This is a genomic window from Pradoshia sp. Z5_111 (assembly GCF_058267535.1).
The window spans coordinates 331021-355232 of sequence record NZ_JBZCPQ010000001.1; the positions used below are offsets into that span (position 1 = coordinate 331021).

Sequence of the window (24212 nt, forward strand, 5' to 3'; positions counted from 1 at the left end):
GATAATTTAAAGAAATTTGATTACTGAAGGAGTTAGAAAGTTGAAAATAAAAGACTTTACGTTAACAGCCATTTTTTTATCTATTATTCTTTTATTTGCGTTTACACCATTTGGGTTTATTCATTTAGGTGTAATTAAAGCAACCTTAATTCATATTCCAATTATTATTGCCTCTATTATTTTAGGCCCAAAGATAGGTGCGTTATTGGGATTAGTATTTGGATTTACTAGTATTGCTGTAAATACGATTACTCCGACATTATTATCATTTGCTTTTTCACCAGCAATTCCCGTATTAGGAACAGATCAAGGAAGTTTTTGGGCGTTATTTATTGCTATTGTTCCAAGAGTAATGATTGGATTTATACCTTACTATATTTTTAAAGCATTTCGTAATGCTATAACAAAGAAAAATTCGCTTCAAAAACCTGCTTTATTTATTACAGCTTTAGTGTCCACTTTTATGCATACATTCTTGGTTATGGGTTCTATTACCTTTCTATTTCAGGATGCTTATGCAGAGGCTATTAACGCTGGCAGTACAAGTGCCATTTATAAAGCTGTTTTAACTGTGTTTTTTACAAATGGACTTGCCGAAGCAATCCTTGCCGGGATGGTAACGATGGCGGTAGTTCCACCTTTATTAAAGATTTCGAGAAGATAAACTCATGTCATTATTTCTGAATATCAACTAAGAAATGTCAAACTCACATATTAATTTGAACGCCATTTTGAATATCAATATTCAAAATGGCGTTTTTTATAGTTGCTGTTTGGATGAACTTATAATCAAGTGCTATTGAAGTTATAAAGTATAGAGTAATTTCAAGGAAAATAAGCCGTACGTGTCGTCTATAATCGATTTTTCCAACTACTCGGTTTTATTCTATTTTAGTGGGATTAAATTGTGAAAAACAATGAAGCTTTGTATATAATTGTTAAATAAAACGATCCGATTTGATTGTCGAATGCTATGCATGGTTTATTGTCTTTTTCATTCAGTTAAAGGGACGTTTTATTCGAAAAAAGTAAAAAAAGAAATCGTAGGTGATAGTGTTGTTCTTAAAGAGAATTCAACTTGAGCATGAAAACATACCTTCTTATAATGAGTACCCTTTCTCTATTCCTTCAATAAAGAATCTTCACCAATTGAATTTGAAAACCAATGTTACATTTTTTGTTGGAGAAAACGGTTCAGGAAAATCTACACTTCTAGAAGCAATTGCTGATAAATGTCAGTTTAATACAGCAGGTGGAGGGCGGAATAATACTTATAATGTTCATGCTTCAGAATCCGCACTTGGCGAATATATAAGGCTTTCGTGGCTTCCTAAAGTCACAGACGGTTTTTTTCTTAGAGCAGAATCATTTTATAATTTTGCTTCTCATATTGATGAAGTAAAAGCTTATAATGCCTATGGCGGACGTTCCTTGCATCAACAATCTCATGGCGAGTCTTTTTTGTCCCTCTTTTTAAACCGATTTAAAGGGAGAGCCATCTATTTATTAGATGAACCAGAAGCTGCCTTATCACCTAAGCGACAACTTTCATTTTTAAAAATCATACATGATTTAGTCACAGCAGGGGACAGTCAATTTATAATCGCTACACATTCTCCAATTCTTTTAGGATATCCCAACGCCACAATTCTAAGTTTTGATAACGATACAATTAAAGAGATAGATTATGAAATGACAGATCACTATCAAATAACGAATTACTTTTTACAAAATAGACAAAAGTTTTTGCGAGAGATATTAGAAGATTAATCATCCAGAAGACACCGTATGTAGTCGTTTGATTAAGATTAAGGATTTAATTATGGAGTATGAAATACAGAAGGATTTAAGCTGTTTTGTAATTTTTTATATTTAACAAGGCACTAATCCAAATTATAAGAAAAAGACTATCAGTTAAAATTCACTGATAGTCTTTTGCATTCATTACTTTTTAACTGTCTCTAAATACTCATCATACGTCATTTGTTTGTCGATGATGCCATCTGGAGTAATTTCAATAATACGGTTTGCAATCGTTTGGATAAACTGGTGGTCATGAGATGTGAAGATCATGGCACCTTTGAAATTAATCATACCGTTATTGACTGCTGTGATGGATTCCAAGTCTAGATGGTTGGTTGGTTCATCCAAAAGAAGAACATTTGCTCCGCTGAGCATCATTTTGGATAGCATACAACGAACTTTTTCGCCACCGGAAAGAACAGACGGTTTCTTCATTACTTCTTCACCAGAGAAGAGCATTCTTCCGAGGAAACCGCGAAGGAATGATTCGCTTTCATCCTGTGGAGAGAATTGACGAAGCCAATCCACTAGAGTTTGCTCGTTTCCTTCAAAGAACTCAGAGTTGTCTTTAGGGAAGTAGGATTGTGAAGTCGTAACTCCCCATTTGAATGTTCCTTCATCAGCTTCCATTTCACCCATTAGGATTTTAAATAGAGCTGTTTTGGCATTATCATTTTGACCAACTAAAGCGATTTTGTCGTCTTTATTCATAATAAAGCTAACATTGTTCAGTACCTTTTCTCCATCAATCGTTTTGGATAGACCTTCTACACGCAGAAGATCATTACCAATTTCGCGCTCTGGAGTGAAGTGTACATATGGATAACGGCGGGATGAAGGTCTAATATCATCGAGCGTAATCTTTTCCAATAATTTTTTACGGGAAGTGGCCTGTTTAGATTTAGAAGCATTAGCACTGAAACGGGCAACGAATGCTTGTAATTCCTTAATCTTTTCTTCCTTTTTCTTATTGGACTCAGCTGTTAATTTTTGTGCCAATTGGCTGGATTCATACCAGAAATCATAGTTTCCTACATACAATTGGATTTTTCCGAAATCAAGGTCTGCAATATGTGTACATACTTTATTCAAGAAATGACGGTCATGGGATACAACAATTACCGTATTCTCAAAGTTGATTAAAAATTCTTCAAGCCATTGAATAGCTTTGATATCAAGGTGGTTGGTAGGCTCATCGAGTAATAATACATCCGGTTTGCCAAATAAAGCTTGTGCAAGCAATACTTTTACTTTTTCTCCACCATCTAGCTCAGCCATTTTTTTGTTGTGTAATTCTTCTGGTATCCCTAACCCTTTAAGTAGGATTGCTGCATCAGGTTCTGCTTCCCAACCATTCAGTTCAGCAAATTCACCTTCAAGCTCTGCTGCTCTCATACCATCTTCGTCGGAGAAGTTTTCCTTCATATAAATAGCATCTTTTTCTTTCATAACTTCATAAAGTCGGGCATGTCCCATAATAACCACTTGGATTACTTCAATATCCTCATATTCGAAGTGGTTTTGCTTTAAGACAGTAAGGCGCTCTCCAGGGCCAAGACTGACAGTTCCAGATTGAGGCTCTAGCTCACCTGATAAGATTTTAAGAAAAGTAGATTTTCCGGCACCATTGGCACCAATTAATCCATAGCAGTTTCCAGGTGTAAATTTAATATTTACATCCTCGAACAATTTTCGGTCTCCAAAGCGAAGACCTACGTTATTTACAGTAATCATGTATTTCATTTCCTCCGTTTGCTGGTATCTAGGAAATTATATCACCACATGTACACATTTTGAAAGAGAAGTACTAACATTCTCGTGTTTTAGTCAGAAAACAGCACTTTGACGGTGGTAATTTGTGTAAAATGACTTCATCTTTAGCTATAAATACAAAAAATCTAGTACTTACAGAATCAATAGAAAAAGCGCTTACTAAGTCACTTTTCTGTAAATTTGTTACATAATTGTAATGCCAGTGACATATATGTAATAGGTTTAACATCTATTTGTTCTTAACAACTAATTTAGTTAGTTGGTAGGATAATGTCTGATATTCATTGGTCAAAATAAAGGAGGTTAGCCCGATGAATCAACTAATTATTGCGGTGTTAATTTCAACATCACTTGCGGGAGTCATACAAGGTGGCTTCGTTTCCTCATCAAATCATAATAAAACTCAACATATAGATCAGCAGCCAACAGCAGAAGTAAGTCAAGTAGTGAAAGATGATTTGAGTGACTTTATGTTTATAGATATGCCTGAAAAAAAGACAAGCTCTACAATCGTTCAGAATGAAAAAGAGTCTGAGCATACAACATATGCATCTATTAATTCAAGTAAAAAAGATACGCAAATGAATATTCAATCTTCTACTAATGCTGCTGCCGATGCAACAGATAAAGTTGAAACGGAAAACGTGCAATCCAATGAACGTAGAACGGACTTATCTAAGATAGAAAAGCCTGTAAAGACAGAAAAGACTCAGGAAAATCAGGTTACTGATACACCTGCAGTTAAAGATAAAGATGAGGTAAAAGAGACACCTGTAAAATCACCTGTTGAAGAAGAGGTAAATAAAAATACAGAAACTGCTGTAACTTCTGAGGTTGAAGAAGTAAATGAAGAAATAAATACCTCTGCTGAAAACTCTGAGCAGGATGAGAAAATCATTACCGTTAAAGCAACGGCCTATACGGCGGATTGTGAAGGTGGAACTGGTGTCACATACACTGGTATTGACCTTAAAGCTAATCCGAATCAAAAGGTAATTGCTGTTGACCCATCTGTCATTCCACTTGGCACAAAAGTTTATGTGGAAGGGTATGGACACGCAATCGCCGCAGATATCGGAGGAGCAATTAAAGGGAATAAAATTGATGTTTTTATTCCATCTCAGGCTGAAGCGGAAAACTGGGGTATTAAAACAGTTGATGTGAAAATTTTGGAAGATTGATAGAATTTTAATTGGTTATGAAAAGCAATCCAGGCACGAGCCGGATTGCTTTTTTCTTTCTATTCCAGTAAAAGAGAGGTAGTATCAATACCATATGTTTTAATCAAATACATAAGTGTATAGCCGGAAATTAAAATGTAGGAATAGAGCGACAGTTTATTTTTTTCGTGATTTGTAGTAAAATTTAATTCTTTGACGGGGAATTATTATATTTTTAGTTTTTGATTCAATATGGAGGAATTCTGATGACAACTGCAACTGTAGATGAATATAATTTAGAGAGTTTGCTGGATTCATTAAAGATGGATGCTTTAAAGAATATCCGCAGAAATCTAAATTTAAAAAACATGAGTTCATTAAGAAAAAAAGAATTGGTAGCAGCATTGGCTGAGAAAATACCAGCTTCTGTCCCTGAGAAGGTTCAAATGATGGATCTTCATCAATACACAGCTATTGTGGCGATGATGACTAAAAGTGGGATTATGCCAATTGAACAAATTGGACTTGAAAATGTATTTTACTTATCAAGTATCGGATATATCCACCCTTCCAAAGTGGAAGATCAACCAGTGGTTGTAATGCCGACTGAAGTAATGAAACAATTTTACAATCTAAATCCAAAAGAAATTATGACGGTAATTAACCGTAACCAAAAAGTGACAAACATTCTTTTTGGCTTAATTCGTTATTATGGATTTATGGAGGTTGAAAAAGCCCATAAATTGATTGAAGGATATATCCAGGAAGAAGTGGATATTGAATGGCTGCACAATTACATTCGTTATTTGGAAGATTACTATGGAGATTTCCGTCTAAATGATGAGTATATTATTCACGATACAATCAAGGAGTTAGATGGATTTAAACAGGCACAGGCAAGCAGAGTAGGCTTGAAATACTATCAAATTCCTGCTGAAACTATGGTAAATGTGAACCGATACGAACCATTTGAAAGAACAGAGCAAATGGTTGAACTCATTCAATATTTATCAGATACGTATTCTATGAAGCAAGAAGAAGCAGCAGAATTGGCAGACCGTTTCATCTTTAAAGTTCAATTCGGAGAATCCTTGCCTGATGTGGTGAAGTGGTTTGGAGAACAAATTGAATTTGAGTCAGAAAAAGATATTAATGCATTGGTTGAAAAAATGGTTATTGTCGTAAATAACACAAGACTATGGATTTTAAAAGGTCATACACCTTCTGAATTATCCTCTCCATCTGCTAGTAAACCTGCAGCTTCTGCTCCAGTTCAAAAAACTCAACCAAAAGTAGGCAGAAATGAACCTTGCCCATGCGGCAGTGGAAAAAAATACAAAAAATGCTGCGGTAAAGCTTAATTTAATAAAGGTAACTTGTAAACACGGTGTGTATCCAGTGGCTTGCTACTGGGTATATGCCGTGTTTTTTTAATAAGGAGTGGTAAGAACAGGTATAAGTAGATTTCTTTATCATCATTCTTAAATGCGTTATAATCATCCAAAAAAGAGCAAGGAGGGTATGAATGGAGGATTTTGAATCTTTAACATTGCCAACCTATATAAAGCCTGGATTGGATATTGTATTTTGTGGGATTAATCCTGGCAGAATTTCAGCTCTTAAAGGGTATCATTTTGCGAATCCAGCGAATTTGTTTTGGAAGGGATTGTATTTGGGCGGCATTACGCCGTATCAATTTAAACCTGAGGAGACGGCAAAGCTCCTGGACTATGGCTACGGAATAACGGATATTGTCGGCAGAGCAACACGATCTTCTTCTGATTTGAAAAAAGAAGAATTTATAGAGGGTGCGGCAGACTTAAGGAATTTAATCATTCAATACAAGCCTAAATGTTTATGCTTCATTGGGATTACTGCCTTTCGCTACGCAACAAACCGTCTTAAAGGCAAAGTGGAACCAGGTCTTCAGGACGGCCTGTTTTATGGCACTTCCGATTGGGAAGGCTGCCATATCTTTGTTGTTCCATCTACAAGCGGAGTAAATGCCCATTATACAAGAGAAGAACGAATAGACTATTTCCGGCAATTAAATGAGTGGAATAAATCACAAAAATAAACAGGTATACTATCTGCTGATAGAGGCATGATAGGATTATAAAGTTCAGCAGATTATTGACATTTCTGAAAATGTGCTGTATAATTAGGTGTAATGTTTATCTTTATAAAATTGCCGGTAAATAGACATTCACTTATTATAAAGTGTTCTCTTTTTTACAGAGCGGTACTTTTTATAATAGGTGAATCTTTATTTATCACACATTTTTGGAGGTAACAAAATGAAAAACGGTAAAGTAAAATGGTTTAATGCAGAAAAAGGTTTCGGATTCATTGAAGTTGAAGGCGAAAATGATGTATTCGTACATTTCTCTGCTATTCAAGGCGAAGGTTTCAAATCTCTAGAAGAAGGCCAAAGCGTACAGTTCGACGTAACAGAAGGCGCTCGCGGACCTCAAGCTGAAAACGTAATTAAGCTTTAAGAAGTATGCGAATAAAGGCTATCCCATGTACGGATAGTCTTTTAATACATAATTAACTTCTAAAAGAAAGGTGTGCCGGTTATGTATAATCGAAAAAATGTTGAGGAAATAATCCCTGAAGAAACGAAGGTGTGGGAATGTACTTCTGATGATTGTAACGGTTGGGTACGTGACAATTTCAAAGCTACAGCAACACCTAAGTGTCCATTATGTGGTAGTGAGATGACAGAAGGAATTAAAATGCTTCAAGCGATTAATAATCCTAGACGGAACGATTAAGCCGTCCAGCTTTCTCGCAGAAACAGACCATTGAATATGTGGTCTGTTTTTTTTTTTTTTTTTTTGTTTTTATTTTGTGAATTTACCAATATTTTCAGTAAATCAAAATGAAACCATTTAACCGTTTTGATCGTATGGAGGGTTATGGAAACACTACAGAAAAGAGGTATCTAAAGACGTGAATTTGCCTTTTGAACAAGAATTAAATGAATGGAAAGAATTTTTAATTGGCTATAAGTTTGCATTAAGTGAAATGAATACGAAACTGGAAATATTGAATCAGGAATTTGAATTCATTGATAATTATAATCCAATCGAACATATTAAATCGAGAATGAAAAGTCCACAGAGTATTATGAAAAAATTAAAACGAAAGAACCTTGATATTACGGTTGAAAATGCACAGCAGAATGTCCGTGATATCGCAGGGATTCGTATTTCCTGTTCATTTACAACAGATATTTATGCAATTGTAGATGCCCTTGGAAAACAGGATGATATACATATTATTGAGATTAAAGATTATATAAAAAACCCTAAGCCAAATGGGTATAGAAGCCTTCATTTGATTACGGAAATCCCGGTATTTTTTTCGGACTGTAAAAAATGGATGCCGGTGGAAATACAAATTAGAACCATTGCCATGGACTTTTGGGCCAGCCTGGAGCATAAAATTTATTATAAATTTTCTAAAGATGTACCTGAGCATCTACTCCAAGAATTAAAGGAATCTGCTGATATGATTGCAGACCTGGATGATAAAATGCTCAGAATCAATGAAGAAATTCAAGTTTATAAAGATATGGATAAATTAATGAGCGGAACCAAACTTTAATTAACCTTCCTCCTTCTATCAAAAATAATGTGTCAAAAAGCTGAAAAAGGGGAAGATAGAGGTAAAAGGAAGTGAGGTATAGCTCATGACGATGTTAAGAGAGATTATGACAACAAATGTAGACTATGTTACACCGCTTGATAATGTATATGAGGTTGCTTTGAAAATGAAAGAGGATAATGTGGGAATTATTCCTGTCTGTGAGGATCATACGTTGGTTGGCATCATAACGGACCGCGATTTGGTTGTGGACGGAATTGCTGAAAAACGGCCAGGTTCAACTAGAGTAACAGATGTGATGCATCAAAATGTTGTGACTGCAAACCCTGATACAACAGAGGAGGAAGCAGCTGCACTAATGGCTCAACATCAAATTAGACGTCTGCCTGTCCTGGAAAACGGTAAACTTGTTGGTATTGTATCCTTAGGTGATTTAGCCGTAAGCTATACCGGTAATGACGAAGCTGGTGAAGCTTTACAGGATATTTCAGAGGAAAATTAGAAAAACCGAGTATATTTATACTTTACAAAAACTATTAAGTGACAAGACAATCCAATAAACAGGGTATTCTCAAAATCTGAGAATACCCTGTTTTATTTACTATTTATATGAATGGATCAATGAGTCTCAATAGCCCCTGCTTTATATAAAGAGATGTTTTTTCGATTTCAAAGTAAGAACATCTGTGCCCTATATGGTATGATAATGGTACTACGAGCAGGTTGGGTGAGTGTACATGTTAGGTGAGTATCATATATCCATTAGACAGTTAGTTGAATATGTATATCGGAGCGGCGATTTGGACGGGGGTTTTCGCACGGCCAGCTCCATGATTGAGGGGACAAGAATTCATCAAAGAAGGCAAGCAGAATATGAGGAGAACGATGAAAAAGAGGTACATTTTAATCTTATAATGGAATACGGGGATCTTCTTTATGAGATTGAAGGAAGATGTGATGGTATTTTACATCGGCCAGAAGGAACAGTTATTGAGGAAATAAAATCAACCTCTGGACCTCTTGATGCGATTAAAGAGAATACATACCCTGTACACTGGGCTCAGGCAATGTGTTATGGCTATATATACTGTTTAAATAAAGGTCTGGAGCATATAGATATACAATTGACTTACGTACAAGTACTGACCAATCAAACAGCCTCGTTTCGCAAAACCCTGACGTTTAAAGAATTAGAACAATTCCTAAATCAAGTACTTGAAACCTTTTCACCATTTGCAATCCTGCAATTAAAGATACGGAGAGAAAAACTCAATTCAGCAGTACAAATTGAATTTCCGTTCGAAAATTTTAGAAAAGGACAGCGAAAGCTCATAGGAGCCGCCTGGAAAACCATTTCTGAACGAAAAAAATTATTCGCATTGGCACCGACTGGCATTGGAAAGACCATTTCTTTTATATTTCCAACCATAAAAATGATGGGAGAAACAGACCATAAGATTGAACGGTTTTTCTATTTAACAGCCAAAACAATTACGAGGCAAGTGGCTGAGGATACACTAAATATCTTAATTGGCAAAGGTTTAAGAGTGAAAACTGTTACGCTTACAGCTAAGGATAAAATGTGTCCTGATTGTACTGCTGGTCAATGTATGTATGGGGAGGGTCATTATGACCGAATTAATGCTGCAGTTTTGGATATTTTAGAAAATGAATGGTTAATAGATAGAGAAACAATCCTGGAATACGCTAAGCGCCACCGAGTATATCCTTTTGAATATTCGATTGAATTAGCGTACCTGGCAGACATTGTGATTTGCGATTATAATTATATTTTTGATCCACGAGTCTTCTTGAAACGACTATCTGATGAGCAAAAGAAACGAACTGTAATTCTGGTTGATGAAGCGCATAACCTGGTGGAACGCGGCAGGGAAATGTTTTCTGCAGAGTTGGAAAAGAAAGCATTCTTAGAAATAAAAAGGTCCTACAATCAATTGAATCCAGAGCTATCAAATGCAGCTAAAGTAATTAATGCATTATTGATTCAGCAAAGGAAGGGATTGGGCGAAAGAAAATCGGCTGCTTATCCGGGAGTGCCGGACGAGTTACTGGATGCACTAGAAGATTTCGTACTTCATGCCGGTGCTCAATTAGCCAGGTATAATGAGAATCATTCGTCAAATGAAATTGATTTATTAGAAACCTTTTTTCAATCACAGAATTTTCTACGGATAGCTAAGTATTATAATGAGCATTATACGACGCATGTAATAAAAGGAAGCAATAATGTATACTTGAAGCTGTTTTGTTTGGATCCTGCTATAAATTTGCAAAAGATGACGAAGGGATTTGCTTCCACTCTATTCTTCTCGGCTACATTGACGCCAATTGGCTATTACATGGATGCATTAGGAAGTGATGATGGGGATTATCGGATTCAAATCGGTTCACCATTTTCCCCAGATCAGTTGGATATAGCAATACAGCCGCTTTCTACAAGATTTCATGATCGCTCGGTATCTAGTGTTCAAATTGCCAGAACCATTCATGCAATTACAAAAAACAGAGGTAATTTTTTAGTGTTTTTCCCGTCTTACCAATTTTTAAGAATGGTTATGGACGAACTGGAGGAATTTGAGGAACCTTCTAAAATTCTGATACAAAATCAAGGAATGAGTGAGCAGGAAAGAGAAGATTTTCTGTCAGCCTTTGAAGAGGACCTGGATATTCCTGTGATTGGCTTTACAGTATTAGGTGGAATTTTTTCTGAAGGAATCGACCTGGTTGGCAATCGATTGAGTGGAGTTATTATAATTGGAGTTGGATTGCCTCAATTAAATGAAGAAAGAAATTTAATTCGAAACTATTATCACTCGAAAGGTAAAAATGGATTTGATTACGCGTATGTTTATCCGGGGATGAACAAAGTATTGCAGGCTGCAGGCCGATTAATTCGCAGTGAACAGGATACAGGTACGCTTACTTTAATAGATGATCGTTTTTTAACCGATAAATATCGATCTTTGTTTCCTGAAATGTGGAGTCAGTTTAAAATTATTAATAGCTACAAGGATATTGTTACATAAAAGGAGATTTATATGAAAGAGCAAAAAGTAAGAGGATTCGAAGTTGTTAATCCTGCGCATATCAAGATGCAAATGACGGAGGATGAGGTCAAGCTGCCAATGCGCGGAGATGCCGGATCAGCAGGATATGATTTTTTTTCAAATGAAACCATTACATTGAATGTTGGAGGAAAGCATCTGTTTTGGACTAACATCAAAGCTTATATGCAGCAAAATGAATTGCTGGAGATACATATCAGAAGCAGTCTAGGAGTGAAATATGGCCTGGTTCTATCAAATGGGACCGGCATTATTGATTCTTCCTACTACGGAAACCCTGAAAATGATGGGAATATTGGTATTTCCATTACTAATCGCGGAGAAGCTCCAGTTCTTGTAAAAAAAGGGGACAGGATTGCACAGGGTATTTTTAAACAGTATCTATTAGCGGATGAGGATCAAGTACTTCATGCTAGCAGAACCGGCGGATTTGGTTCAACCAAACGCTGATTGGCAAGGTAATAAATTATTGTTAATAAACGCTTTTGTTTTAAAATCTTTCAAATGGGTAAAAATAGGTAAATCAAACCCTTATTGGAAGAGAGATGATTCAAATGCTTTGGACATTAGTTGGAATTTTGGTGGCTATATGGTTATTAGGTCTTATATTTAAAATAGGTGGAGCAATTATCCATGTTTTCTTAATAGTGGCTGCGCTTGTACTTGTTTATAATATTATCAAGAACAGAGTTTCGCGAAGGTGAATAGGCAGATTTAAAACTAAAGAATTCAAATCAACTATATCAGCCATCACTGAGGACTATAAGGACATTGCTTCCTATATAGTCCTTTTTAGTTGGACCTAATTGATTAATAAATAACTGGTGTATCGTTAAGTGTTTGATGTTACAGGTCTTTTATTACACTATACATGGATGTGCGATAAGGGGAAGAATGGTATTTTCAAAAGGGGAATTACATAAAAATAATCATTTTACATGAATATTACAATATTCACAATCAGTAAATGTTTTTATGACAGTAAAGGATATCAGGTGTATTTGTCGAATATAGAACATACGTGTAAAGCTAAAGTGAAATGGTGGTCTAATGGTATGGAGCCAATTTTATTAAAGCAAGGTGAATATCAGCAGCTGATTGAGGATTTATTGATAAAAGAAGAGGCGAGTTTATTTCAGGAGTATTTAGATTCTATTAAGATGTCAAATAAAGAGGATTATCTAGAATCTATGGAACAGCCGCGTAAAATTATGTTCAACCAATTGATTGATACGATAAACGGGAAAATATCTGAAAATCAAATTAAGGAAATGGCAATAAGGACAGCCAGGGAGCGAATCGATGATATTAATATAGGAGATGTCTTATATAACATCAATCAGGGACGCAGAATTTTTGTGAATTTTGTGCTGAAGATGGATATACCCTCTTATATACTCCAAAGTACAATTAATAATATCAATAAACAATTTGACACATTCAGCTATGAATTGGTTTCGACCAGTATACATTTGAAAAATAGGGTCATTGATGAGAAGACTACATTCATCAATGAAAACCATAAGGATAAATTAGCACTGCTCGGCCAAATATCATCAAGCTTTGTGCATGAATTCCGTAATCCGCTTACAGCTGTAATGGGATTTAATAAGATTTTGAGAAATGAATATCCCGATATGAAATACCTAGATATCATGGATTATGAGCTTAATCAATTAAATTTTCGGATTAGCCAATTTTTGCACACATCAAAGGCTGAATTCAATGAAGAGGAAATTATGGATATATCAATCAGGGATCTGATTGAAGAGATTAAACAATTAAGCTATGCGAATATTATCGACACCAATGTTAAGGTTGACATCGATGTTCCTGCCGATTTAACCATAAAGGCAAGCAGAAATGGATTGAAGCAGGTTGCCCTCAATCTTTTTATTAATTCAATTGATGCCTTAAAAAATCAGCCGCCTCCGCGTTTGATTAAAGTAAAGACCACTATTAAGAACAATCAATTAGTGATAAGCTTGTCCAATAATGGGCCTATGATTGCAAATGAAAATATTGAATCCATCTTTGAGCCATTTTTCACTACGAAGGAATTAGGTACGGGTATTGGCCTATATGTATGCAAAAAAATTATTGATAGTTATAATGGAGACTTAGTATGTACGTCCAATCCGGAATGGACGGAATTTAGTATTTTTCTGCCTGATTCTATCATTATTAATCCTGCACAGTGAGTTCTACTTAAGATCTCTTTATTAATCGGATGCATTTTAAAAATTTAATATGGTCATTAACATTTATTCGGCTGGTAATTAAAAATACCTCTAAAAGCAGTCCAGAGACTGATAGGATTGCGAGAAAACTCAGGATCATTACGCTGTGTATTTGTAAATGTAATAAAGCTTTTCTGAAATATTTTATTTAAGCAGCACTTATCCATTACGGGCAGGTGCTGTTTTTTTATGGGTAGTTATGTTCCAAAAGGAAAAAGAGCAAGAGAATACTCGTATAAAGCGGTCCCAGAGATCAGTAGAAAGAGCTTGTTATGGAGCTCAGATTTAGATTCTATTAAGCCACGTCGTTTTGCGTAATGGACAAGAAGGAAAAAGAGAAATTTATTATTCTTCCATCAGATTCGAATTTCATAGATATTAAAAATCGGCGTGGATCAATGTGTTAGACTATCAGACACCTGTAATCATTGTTGTGTGTGATTTAGAGACATGAATAATTGAATATTAGCATGTGATTGCAAAAATACAGGTTGGCATCATAATTGCATTATTGTAAGTGATGGCAAAATACAGTAGATGCTTGCCAATTCTCCCATAGAGGTTGATTTCATAATGAACCATTTAAGTGATTTTGTTTAAATAGATCAAAATTTAAATATGGAGGGATTTATGTGACGACATCTAATTTGGATTTATCCAGATCATTGTTAATTGGAGAGTATTTACGCAGGGCAGCACACACGGCTCCTGAGAGAGAGGCATACCTATTTGGCAGTGAGAAACTGACCTATCGTGAGTCAGAGAAAAGAGCAACCCACTTAGCAGGATGGTTGCAGGAAAACGGTATAGGATATCAGGATAAGGTTGGATTTATGCTCTTGAATGGACTTCCTTTTATTGATGTTTTCTTTGCTACCTCATTAGTTGGAGCATTGGGAGTCCCAATAAATTTTCGCCTCACAAAAGATGAGCTAGCGTATATCATTGGGCAATCTGAGTGTAAAATATTGTTTGTTGATCACGTCTTTTTACCTGTGATTGAGTCGATACGATCACAAATTCAGCTTGTAGACAGTATAGTTATCGTGAATGGAGATTCATCCTCTTCCCATATACCATATGAGGAAATATATGACAGCTCATCAACGTATCGTCCGTGTAATTCATTATCAGGTGATGATGGAGCGCTTATTATGTATACTTCAGGTACAACTGGGCGTCCAAAAGGAGCGGTTTTAACTCATCAAAATATGTGCATGAATGGGATGAACCAAGTCGTCACAGCAGGACTTAGCTCAAATTTCAAACAATTAGTAGTTGCGCCCTTATTTCACATTGCTGCTTTATCAACTCTTTTATACCCTATTAATGGAACCACCGTGATTCATTCGCAATTTGACCCCGAAAAAGTACTTCAAACTATCGAGAAAGAACGAATTAATTTTATCTTTTTAGCACCGACCATGTGGCATATGCTTGTAGAATTTCCTTCGATTGAACAGTATGATTTAACATCATTAGAAAGGTGTGCCGCTGGGAGTGCACCCTGTTCTCTATTATTGAAAGAAAGAATTGCAAAATATTTTCCGAATGGGAAACTGCGCGATCCTTTTGGGCAAACAGAAATGAGCCCGGTTACCACCTGTCTTCAGCCAGAGGACTCTATTAGGAAAAATTCTTCCGTTGGTAAGCCGGTGGTCAATGTGGAAATCAGGGTTGTTGATGACCATATGAATGATGTTCCGCTCGGGGATGTAGGGGAAATTGTCTACCGTGGACCAACCGTTATGAAAGAATATTACAAAAATCCGGAAGCAACTAGAGAGGCATTCCGTGGAGGATGGTTTCATAGCGGTGATTTAGTCAGGATGGATGATGAAGGATTTATTTATGTCGTTGATCGTAAAAAAGATATGATTATCAGTGGCGGAGAGAATATCTACCCAGCTGAAATTGAACAAGTCTTAAATAGACATACCAAAGTGGTTGAAAGTGCTGTCGTCGGTGCAGTTGATGAAAAATGGGGAGAAGTGGTTCAAGCATATATCGTTCTAAAGTCTGGTGAAACAATGACAGAGGAAGAAGTCATTCTCTTTTGCCAGGACCATTTGGCATCCTATAAAAAGCCTAAGCTGGTACATTTCGTAGATTCATTGCCAAGAAACGCAGCTGGAAAAATTGTTAAGACAGTCCTTAGAAAGGGATATTTAGAGACAGAAAAGTAGATAAGGTCAGTTCGTTTGAGCATCAGGCAGTGACAGGAAATTTAGTGGCTTATCACTGCCTCTTTTTATGCGACTTCACTAGTTGAGTTTTTTTATAGGGGGAAAAAGGTACAACTATATGTATCTATCGGGTAATTATCTATACTAATAGGCACGATAGAAAAATAGTCGTTATAGTAGCTTAAACATAGACATATCGCAAAAATGAAAATCTGCGCTCAATCGGCTTCCTTTTTCACTTAGTCTTCGCTAATTCAATCCTTAAAGTGGTTTGGCTCAATTACTGTCATTTACGGTTCAAATATTAGTTGAATCCGCTCTATTATTTACTAAAAGTACTTTTTAAACTATGTATATGGATTGATTTCACAGGGGAACTTGTTTTTCATTAAAATTTAATAAAAGAAAGAAAAATAGTCTCAAAATGAAATCCTATTAATAGGCCTGGAAATTGATGATAGATTTATTCTATCTTTTTTTAGTTAGCCTACAAATTACAACATATTATGTATAGGTTATAAGTTACAGTTTAAGTAAAGAAGTTCCGTCTGCAGGGTTCAAAAAGCCTATGCTTGATATTCAAACAGCAAGGAAAAAAGGTTGTTTGGAAATCAAGCATTCCTAAATAAAGGCCATATTATTTTCCTGATTCTTACACGGATAGTGTGTTGGCACGGAACTTGCAATTAGTTAAATGAAGGCTGTTCCAAGTGGATGCAACTTAATGTAAGCGCTTTATTAATGTAGGGAGGAGGGAATACATACGAAAAGCATCCATGAAAAAATAAAAGTTAATTATTCTAAAAGGAGGGATATGAATGCGCGAATATGTAACTACCAAACAAATGATCAAAAAGGATTCACTTCCGTATAAGCTGTACCAAAAGGCAAAAAGACATGGGATTTGGAATCCGGTTGATATTGACTTTAGCCAGGATAAAGAAGATTGGAAGAAGCTAAGTCCTGATCAGCAGCAGGAAGTTCTGATTCAATTTGCACAGTTTATTGGCGGAGAGGAAGCTGTCTCGGAGGATATCCTGCCGATGATTATGGCTGTTTCCAAAAAAGGATGGTTTGAAGAGGAGTCCTACCTATCTACATTCTTATTTGAAGAAGCTAAGCATGCGGAGTTCTTTAGTCTATTTTTAGAAGAAATCGGCGTGAATGAGGATCTCAGCCATCTCCTGACATCCGGTCATAGGAAATTATTTGACGATGTCCTCCCTAAGACAATGAATAGATTACTCGTAGATCAGTCACCTGAAGCGATGCTGGATGCTGCGGTCACATACAATATCTTTGCTGAGGGTGTATTGGCGGAAACCGGATATTGGTTCTTCTATGAAGCTTTATCAAAAGCGAATCTATTCCCAGGATTTATTGAAGGAATAAGGAATGTAAAGAGGGATGAAGGACGCCATATTGGATTTGGAACATTCCTTATTCAGCGCTTGATTCATGAAAACCCCGAGTTATTTGATCGTGTCCAAGTAAGACTCCAGGAGCTGCTTCCAATTGCCTATGAGCTGACTGCGAGGGAAGATGGGGCAAAAGTAACGAGTCTTGGTATTGAGGAAGGAAAAGCAATGGAATATGCACTGAAACAATTGAGTGCTCGGATTGAGGTACTTTCACGTGCCCAGGAAAAAACGATGGAAGAAATTCATGAAACTGAAGTTATTTTTGAGTAAGAAAATAGGGGGGATATAGGATGAGTACAGACGTGAAGGTTCAGGAATTCGCACAATTTATTGGTGGAGAATGGACACCAGGATCTACGGGAGAAATGTTTGATGTCATAAATCCAGCTACATCTGAAGTAGTTGGTAAAGTCCCTAAAGGTACAAAAGACGATGTGAATAAAGCTGTCCAAAATGCAAAAGAAGTTTTTAAATCAGGTGTATGGTCAAGGAAAACACAGGCAGAAAGAGCACAAATCATGTTGCAATTTGCCGGTAAAATAAAGGAACATGCCCAGGAGTTAATTTATTTGGAAGGTATCAGTACCGGAGCGACCTTACGTAAAATTGGCGGAGCAGATATAATGCAGCTCATCTTATCTCTTCAGCAAACAGCCAATATGGCTCTTGAATATGAATTTGTTCAAGCATTGCCAGTAAGGGAAGTGTTCGGGGCAAATAGAGCCCAGTTGGTTCGGGAACCATTAGGCGTTGTAGCCGCGATTACACCGTTCAATTTCCCGCTTGTCTTAGCAATGTGGAAGATTGCTCCAGCCATTGCTATGGGGAATTCCATTATTGTCAAGCCGGCATCTGATACCCCGCTTGGGACATTAAAACTGGCGGAGATTGCTGTTGAAGCAGGACTTCCTAAAGGAGTTTTCAATGTCATTACCGGATCAGGTTCAGAGGTAGGAGAGGCGCTTGTGACACATCCGGATGTAGAGAAGATTGCGTTCACAGGTTCAACTGAAACAGGAAAGAAAATCATGGAGTTAGCCTCTACGGGTGTGAAAAAAGTTACGCTCGAGCTTGGCGGAAAGGCACCTGCAATTGTACTTCCGGATGCTGATCTGGAAGTGGCCATACCTGGGATTTTACTTGGCGTATTCTTTCATGCCGGTCAAGTTTGTGAAGCAAGCACACGTGTCCTGGTTCATGAATCGATGTATGATATCGTCGTTGAAAAATTGGTGGCCATGACTGCAAAAATAAAATTGGGCCATCCACTTGATCCAAGTACCGGAATGGGGCCAGTCATATCAGAGAAACAAATGAATAAAGTTTTAGGCTATATAGAATCCGGATTGGAACAGGGTGCCCGTCTTGTATGCGGTGGCAAAAAAGCAGAAGGACCGGGACTTGATCAGGGTTATTTCATCGAGCCAACCATTTTTGCAGATGTCACTAATGATATGAAAATAGCACAGGAAGAAATTTTTGGTCCAGTTCTGTGTGTGATGAAGTATTCAACAGTGGAAGAAGCTATTGAAATCGCTAATGATACGATTTATGGATTAACAGCAGGAGTATGGTCCCGTGATGTTGTAAAAGCAAATGAAATTGCCACGCAGCTTAAGGCAGGAACAATTTGGATTAATGAATGGCATGCATTCAGAAATGATGCTCCATTCGGCGGTTATAAACAAAGCGGGCTTGGACGTGAATTGGGAAGTCAGGTTTTCAATGAGTATACAGAGCAAAAAAGTATTATAACAGCACTCACAACTGAAAATGAACAACGGGCAGCTTTAGGGCTGATATTCTAGCATTCTTTTAAAACTAATAGGAATGGGGAGATAAGATGAAGGTCACTTCGTATTATGAATTTATCCATCGATCAATCATTAAGAATGGGGCAGGGTCGCATATACTTATTCCAGACTTAATTCAATCATTGGGCGGTAAACGACCGGTTTTATATTCAGATAAAGGCTTAACCCAGGCCGGATTGACGAAAAAAATCCAGCGTTTATTTGAGATGGTACCTGGTATCCAATTGGCAGGGGTATTTGATGATGTTACACAGGATGCCAAGTCCTCCAATATTAATAAAGGGCTGCAATATTACAAAGAGTGCAATGGTGATTCTTTGATTGCTATCGGCGGTGGTTCAGTTTTGGATACAGCAAAAACCATTAAATGGTGTCTTCATAAGAAAGTGAACAAGATCGAACATGCCATGAATGGAAATGTTTTAGAAGTTTGGCCAGAGGCTCAGCATATGGGTATTCCCCACATTTCGATTGCAACTACAGCCGGAACAGGTGCGGAGATATCAGGCATCTCGGTCGTCTACAATGAGCAATTAGGGGTGAAGTGTAATTTGCTCCATCCATTTATCAATTCAGATATCGCAATTCTTGATCCAGAGTTAACTGTTGGCTTACCGCCAAAAATTACGGCTTTTACTGGATTAGATGCCTTAACCCATGCAGTTGAAGGGTATTTTTCCAATAATTCAAGTGCAATGGGAGATGCATTTGCACTCCATGCTGCTAAACTAATTAGAGCTAATTTGGAAACAGCTGTACATGAAGGCAGTAACATCGCAGCACGTGCTACTATGCTGCAGGCGAGTGCGATGGCGATTACAAGCTTTGTCTTGGCATTTGCTGAAATGCCAATCCATAATATAGCCCATACTCTTGGTGCAAAGTATGGCATCCCACATGGTTTAGCCAATGCTGTTTTAATGCCGAGTGTTATGAAAAACTTAGCTCCTCTCTATTTACCTAAGATAAAAGAATTTGCTCAGGCGCTTGGTATTGAGAATATTGCCGATACCGAGGAAGAGTGCTTACAGCAATGTATAGAAGAAATTGAAGCACTTCGTAAAGCTGTAAACTTACCAGATGATTTTTCTGAATATAACATTGAATCTGCCGATATATCGGAACTTATATCTGCTGTCCAAAATGATCCTTCTGGTCAAACCTATCGTTTGCCAGAAGAGGTAATTGAGCAGGTTTGCCGAGAGGTTTTAGGCACAAAAGTAAGTGTTTAATAGGCGAAGATTCTATATTTTAAGGAGGTAGTTAATTTTTGAATATTGTTGAACTGCTAACGTCCACTGTGTCGCGTTTGCCCAATCAGCACGCTATTCATTACCGGGAACAAGTGATGACTTATCAAGAGCTGAGAGATCAAATTTTCAGTGTTGCAGCCGGGTTAAAAAATAAAGGCATTACTCAGGAGACAAAAGTAGCGTTGATGATGACCAATCGACCGGAATATATCATTACGTATTTTGCTATATTAGCAACTGGTGCAACAGTCGTACCCATTAACCCTACCTTTAAAGAAAAAGAAACAACCTATATTATTAATGATTCGGAATCGGAATATTTAATTACGGAAGTTGCTGCATCCGCTGTCATTCAAAACTCTATGAATGACTTTAAACAGATGAAAGAAATCTATTATTTTGGAGAAGAGGAAAATCATCCATTTACTGACTGGCAGGAATTGCAGTCTCTATCTCCTATCAGCAAGGTGGCCCCTGTTCATGCGGAGGATGTCGCGCAAATCATTTATACATCCGGGACGACCGGTAATCCAAAGGGAGCCATGATTACACATGCCAACTTGAATTGGATGACAATTACGGCAGCCGTCATTAATCAATTAACGCCAAAAGACAGGGTCCTTTGTGTATTGCCTCTTTTTCATGCTTATGCCAAATTACAAGGATTCCTAGCGCCGATTGCCCACGGAAGTACGATTTATTTAGAGGAACGTTTTCATCCTGTTGATACACTTGAAAAGATATCAAAATATCAAATCTCGATATTCTTGGGCGTCCCAACTATGTATGCTTTCTTTCTTCAAAATCCAGCCATTTCAGATTTAGACTTTTCTCATCTTCGGACAGCTGGTTGTGGTGGTGCGAGTTTGCCTGCTGAGATCCTCCATAAGACCAATCAATCACTTGGTGTAGAAATATCAGAAGGATATGGTCTGACAGAAAGTACAGTTATGCTAATGACCACACCTCGAGATATGGCTAAAAAATTGAATTCTGTTGGAGTGCCTATTCCTGGCGTCGATTTGAAAATTGTTGACCCGGAAGGTGAGGAAGTAGAGCCTCACGCGGTAGGGGAGATTATTTTCAGAGGACCAAACATGATGAAGGGCTACTATAAGAAGGAAGATGATACGATTAACACGATTAAAGATGGATGGTTATATACTGGTGATTTGGCCTATTATGATGAAGATGGATACCATTTTATTGTGGACCGGAAGAAGGACATGATCATCAGAGGCGGCTTTAATATTTACCCGCGTGAGTTAGAGGAAGTATTGTACACGCACCCTGATATTTTGGAGTGTTCCGTTATTGGCAGGCCTGATCCGGTCTTTGGCGAAAAAACGGTGGCCTATGTAGCAAAGAAAAAACCAGAGTTACAGGAAGAAGAGGTAGTTTCCTATTGTAAAGAGAGACTGGCAGAGTATAAGGTTCCTGATTATATTTGTTTTATTGACCAACTACCGAAATCAGGAACAGGAAAAATGCTAAAAACTGTTTTAAAAGATTACGATAAAAATACTATTAAATAATAAATGATTTCAGTGGGGCAAAATCCTGATTCTTAAACGAGAAGGATTTTGCCGATTTTTATTCCCTTCCTATATTTAGAGGAGTTTTACACGTATTTGTGGAAAACGTATATAGAATCTTAAAGGGGGAGAAAACTATAAAGCCCGTTAAAGAAATTATGAGTCCGCTCGAACATTGTTTATCACCAACGAACACATTGATGGAAGCGCTGTCAATCATGTATAAGCAAAAGTGGAATACGATTCCGGTGACAAACAGTTCTGGAAAACTTATTGGCGTATTTACAAGAAGTTCATTGTACCAAATGATTCTGACTGATGTTTCTAAAGATACGACTATCAGTGAGTATATCAAAAAAGATGTAGGAACGGTTTTGGAGGATATGAATGCTGAACTGTTGGAAAAACTAATATCCAAGAGCAGGGTTGGCACGGGGATTGTTGTGAACAAACAGGGTGCACCTGTAGGTATTTTTACAAAAACAAATGCGGTTATGAATTACGTGAGAGAAACGCAATTATTAAAAGAACAGCTTGAAAAAGTTTTACAAACATCCAATCTGGGAGCCATTATGACAGATGAAAAAAATCAAATAATCTTTGTGAATGAAAAAATCACTGACATGATTGGCATCCCTTATTCATCACTCATCAATGAAAACCTCGAGATTTATATCCCTCAATTAGATCAATTTTCCGAGAAAATGGAAGCTCATTTTCCAATGGTTTTTCAATCCGAACATTATATGGTACGTCTGTCGAAGTATGATTTAGAAAATGGTAAACAGGGGTATATCACGCTTTTTCAAAATGTATCTGAATTAGAGAATTTAACGAGAGAACTAAAATTTCAAAAGAAATGGAAAACACTTTTGCAATCTGTTATCCATAATGCTTATGATGGCCTTGTCATGATAAATGAAAAAGAAGAAGTTACTTTTATCAGCCCCTCGTTAATTGAGCTGTTTGATCTTTATGAACAGCAATTGGATATGAGGGAAATCGAATCGGTTTTACCACATCTTCATTTGCCGCATGTGATGAAAACGGGTGTAGCGGAAGTAAGTGAGTTTATGCAGGTTAAAGGAATAGACTATATCGTTCACCGTATACCCGTTTATCAGGATGAGCAAATTATCGGTGCCATTGGTAAAATCGTTTATCGCCAACTGCACGAAGTCCGTGAGTTATTCAAAAGTGCAGAGATAAATGATAGGAAGAATCTGAATCCTACCAAGCTTGAGAAATCAAGATTTACTTTTGATCAAATCCTGTCACACGATAAGCAAATGGATAAGCTTATGAGGAGTGGGATGAAAGCAGCCAAGGTAAAGACCACGGTATTAATTTTTGGGGAAAGCGGAACAGGTAAAGAGTTATTTGCCCATGCCATCCATAGTGCCAGTCCATTTGGAAAGGGTCCGTTTATTACGGTGAACTGCGCAGCTATACCAGAGCATTTATTGGAGTCAGAGTTTTTTGGATATGAAGAAGGCGCTTTTACAGGCGCTAAACATAAAGGGAAGATCGGCAAATTTGATATGGCTAATGGTGGCACACTTTTTCTCGATGAGATTGGGGATATGTCCTTACCCATTCAGGCCAAGCTGCTTCGTGTCCTGCAAGAAAGAGAGTTTTACAGAGTAGGCGGAACAGAACGGATCAGTGTAAATGTCCGAATCATTGCCGCTACCAATCGTCCCTTGGAAAAAATGGTTGCTGCCGGGGGATTTAGGGAGGATCTATTTTACCGGTTGAATGTCATATCCTTCGAGATTCCTCCTTTAAGGCGGAGAAAAAAGGATATTCTCCTCCTAAGCGAAGCTTTTATTAAAGAATTTAATAAACAAAACGGGACAAGTATTACAGGGTGGAACCCATTGTTCGAGAAAGCAATATTGGAGTATGATTGGCCCGGAAATATCCGGGAATTGCGGAATGTTTGGGAGAGAGCCATGATTTTTGCAGAGGATGGCAAAGTCGGCCTAGAGGACATTCCAGAATATATTCTGCAGAAAGTTGGCTATGATTTTTTCTTGAATGAAGAGGAGGAAGATGAAACACAGCCTTTATTAGCGAAAGCGGAGCAGATGGCCATACAAAAATCATTGGAAATGTCAGGAGGGAATAAAAGTAAGGCCTGTCTTCTGCTTGGAATCAGCCGATCTGTATTGTATGACAAGCTAAAGAAGTATGATTGGTTACTGCCTGAATCTTCCCACTTAAAACAGCAGAAATGAAGGTGTTTGAAAATCAGACATTCTTTATGAATGGGATAAATTCTATATTTTAACAGGATATGAATTAGGTGAATTTAAGGAGGAAGCGT

General features: G+C 37.2%; 20 protein-coding genes. 19 read left to right on the forward strand and 1 reads right to left on the reverse strand.

Going from position 1 to position 24212, the window contains the following annotated elements; translation table 11 throughout:
• The first annotated feature begins 40 nt into the window (after positions 1 to 40).
• On the forward strand, positions 41 to 664 hold the full coding sequence (locus AC4D4A_RS01680; protein WP_490994293.1) for an ECF transporter S component: 624 nt from the start codon (positions 41 to 43) through the stop codon (positions 662 to 664).
• Positions 665 to 1056: 392 nt separating this feature from the next.
• Positions 1057 to 1770: an AAA family ATPase gene (locus AC4D4A_RS01685; RefSeq protein WP_490994294.1), complete on the forward strand. Its 714-nt coding sequence runs from the start codon at positions 1057 to 1059 to the stop codon at positions 1768 to 1770.
• Positions 1771 to 1944: 174 nt separating this feature from the next.
• Here AC4D4A_RS01685 and AC4D4A_RS01690 read toward each other — a convergent pair whose 3' ends face one another.
• Positions 1945 to 3537: an ABC-F family ATP-binding cassette domain-containing protein gene (locus AC4D4A_RS01690; RefSeq protein WP_066103460.1), complete on the reverse strand. Its 1593-nt coding sequence runs from the start codon at positions 3535 to 3537 to the stop codon at positions 1945 to 1947.
• A 350-nt stretch (positions 3538 to 3887) separates the two neighbouring features.
• Here AC4D4A_RS01690 and AC4D4A_RS01695 point away from each other — a divergent pair, with 350 nt between their 5' ends.
• From AC4D4A_RS01695 to AC4D4A_RS01775, 17 genes are all read left to right on the forward strand, one after another.
• Positions 3888 to 4757 carry a 3D domain-containing protein gene (locus tag AC4D4A_RS01695; protein WP_490994295.1) on the forward strand — a complete coding sequence of 290 codons (870 nt, stop codon included), beginning with the start codon at positions 3888 to 3890 and terminating at the stop codon, positions 4755 to 4757.
• Positions 4758 to 5002: 245 nt separating this feature from the next.
• Positions 5003 to 6097, forward strand: coding sequence for an SEC-C metal-binding domain-containing protein (locus tag AC4D4A_RS01700; RefSeq protein ID WP_490994296.1), 1095 nt, complete (start codon positions 5003 to 5005; stop codon positions 6095 to 6097).
• A gap of 164 nt (positions 6098 to 6261) precedes the next feature.
• Positions 6262 to 6813, forward strand: a complete 552-nt coding sequence (locus tag AC4D4A_RS01705) for a mismatch-specific DNA-glycosylase (RefSeq protein WP_490994297.1) — start codon at positions 6262 to 6264, stop codon at positions 6811 to 6813.
• A 220-nt stretch (positions 6814 to 7033) separates the two neighbouring features.
• Positions 7034 to 7234 (forward strand): cold-shock protein, encoded by a 201-nt coding sequence (locus tag AC4D4A_RS01710; protein WP_066103471.1) that lies wholly within the window; start codon positions 7034 to 7036, stop codon positions 7232 to 7234.
• An 81-nt stretch (positions 7235 to 7315) separates the two neighbouring features.
• Positions 7316 to 7513 carry a cold-shock protein gene (locus AC4D4A_RS01715; RefSeq protein ID WP_066103474.1) on the forward strand — a complete coding sequence of 66 codons (198 nt, stop codon included), beginning with the start codon at positions 7316 to 7318 and terminating at the stop codon, positions 7511 to 7513.
• Positions 7514 to 7691: 178 nt separating this feature from the next.
• The gene (locus tag AC4D4A_RS01720; protein ID WP_490994298.1) at positions 7692 to 8348 is read left to right on the forward strand and encodes a GTP pyrophosphokinase; all 657 of its coding nucleotides are present in this window, start codon (positions 7692 to 7694) and stop codon (positions 8346 to 8348) included.
• Positions 8349 to 8433: 85 nt separating this feature from the next.
• Positions 8434 to 8850, forward strand: coding sequence for a CBS domain-containing protein (locus AC4D4A_RS01725; RefSeq protein WP_490994299.1), 417 nt, complete (start codon positions 8434 to 8436; stop codon positions 8848 to 8850).
• Positions 8851 to 9085: 235 nt separating this feature from the next.
• Positions 9086 to 11395 (forward strand): ATP-dependent DNA helicase, encoded by a 2310-nt coding sequence (locus AC4D4A_RS01730; protein WP_490994300.1) that lies wholly within the window; start codon positions 9086 to 9088, stop codon positions 11393 to 11395.
• A gap of 12 nt (positions 11396 to 11407) precedes the next feature.
• Positions 11408 to 11884 carry a dCTP deaminase/dUTPase family protein gene (locus AC4D4A_RS01735; protein ID WP_490994301.1) on the forward strand — a complete coding sequence of 159 codons (477 nt, stop codon included), beginning with the start codon at positions 11408 to 11410 and terminating at the stop codon, positions 11882 to 11884.
• 104 nt (positions 11885 to 11988) lie between these two features.
• Positions 11989 to 12138, forward strand: a complete 150-nt coding sequence (locus AC4D4A_RS01740; RefSeq protein ID WP_490994302.1) for a lmo0937 family membrane protein — start codon at positions 11989 to 11991, stop codon at positions 12136 to 12138.
• Positions 12139 to 12489: 351 nt separating this feature from the next.
• On the forward strand, positions 12490 to 13635 hold the full coding sequence (locus AC4D4A_RS01745; RefSeq protein ID WP_490994303.1) for a histidine kinase N-terminal domain-containing protein: 1146 nt from the start codon (positions 12490 to 12492) through the stop codon (positions 13633 to 13635).
• A 671-nt stretch (positions 13636 to 14306) separates the two neighbouring features.
• Positions 14307 to 15860, forward strand: a complete 1554-nt coding sequence (locus AC4D4A_RS01750) for an acyl-CoA synthetase (RefSeq protein WP_490994304.1) — start codon at positions 14307 to 14309, stop codon at positions 15858 to 15860.
• A gap of 818 nt (positions 15861 to 16678) precedes the next feature.
• The gene (locus tag AC4D4A_RS01755; protein WP_490994305.1) at positions 16679 to 17551 is read left to right on the forward strand and encodes a R2-like ligand-binding oxidase; all 873 of its coding nucleotides are present in this window, start codon (positions 16679 to 16681) and stop codon (positions 17549 to 17551) included.
• A 20-nt stretch (positions 17552 to 17571) separates the two neighbouring features.
• The gene (locus AC4D4A_RS01760) at positions 17572 to 19089 is read left to right on the forward strand and encodes an aldehyde dehydrogenase family protein (protein ID WP_490994306.1); all 1518 of its coding nucleotides are present in this window, start codon (positions 17572 to 17574) and stop codon (positions 19087 to 19089) included.
• Between the two features lie 35 nt (positions 19090 to 19124).
• Positions 19125 to 20327 carry an iron-containing alcohol dehydrogenase gene (locus AC4D4A_RS01765; protein ID WP_490994307.1) on the forward strand — a complete coding sequence of 401 codons (1203 nt, stop codon included), beginning with the start codon at positions 19125 to 19127 and terminating at the stop codon, positions 20325 to 20327.
• Positions 20328 to 20365: 38 nt separating this feature from the next.
• The gene (locus tag AC4D4A_RS01770; RefSeq protein WP_490994308.1) at positions 20366 to 21883 is read left to right on the forward strand and encodes a class I adenylate-forming enzyme family protein; all 1518 of its coding nucleotides are present in this window, start codon (positions 20366 to 20368) and stop codon (positions 21881 to 21883) included.
• A 98-nt stretch (positions 21884 to 21981) separates the two neighbouring features.
• Complete coding sequence (locus tag AC4D4A_RS01775; protein ID WP_490994309.1) at positions 21982 to 24123, forward strand: sigma 54-interacting transcriptional regulator; 2142 nt, start codon at positions 21982 to 21984, stop codon at positions 24121 to 24123.
• The last annotated feature ends 89 nt before the right edge of the window (positions 24124 to 24212 follow it).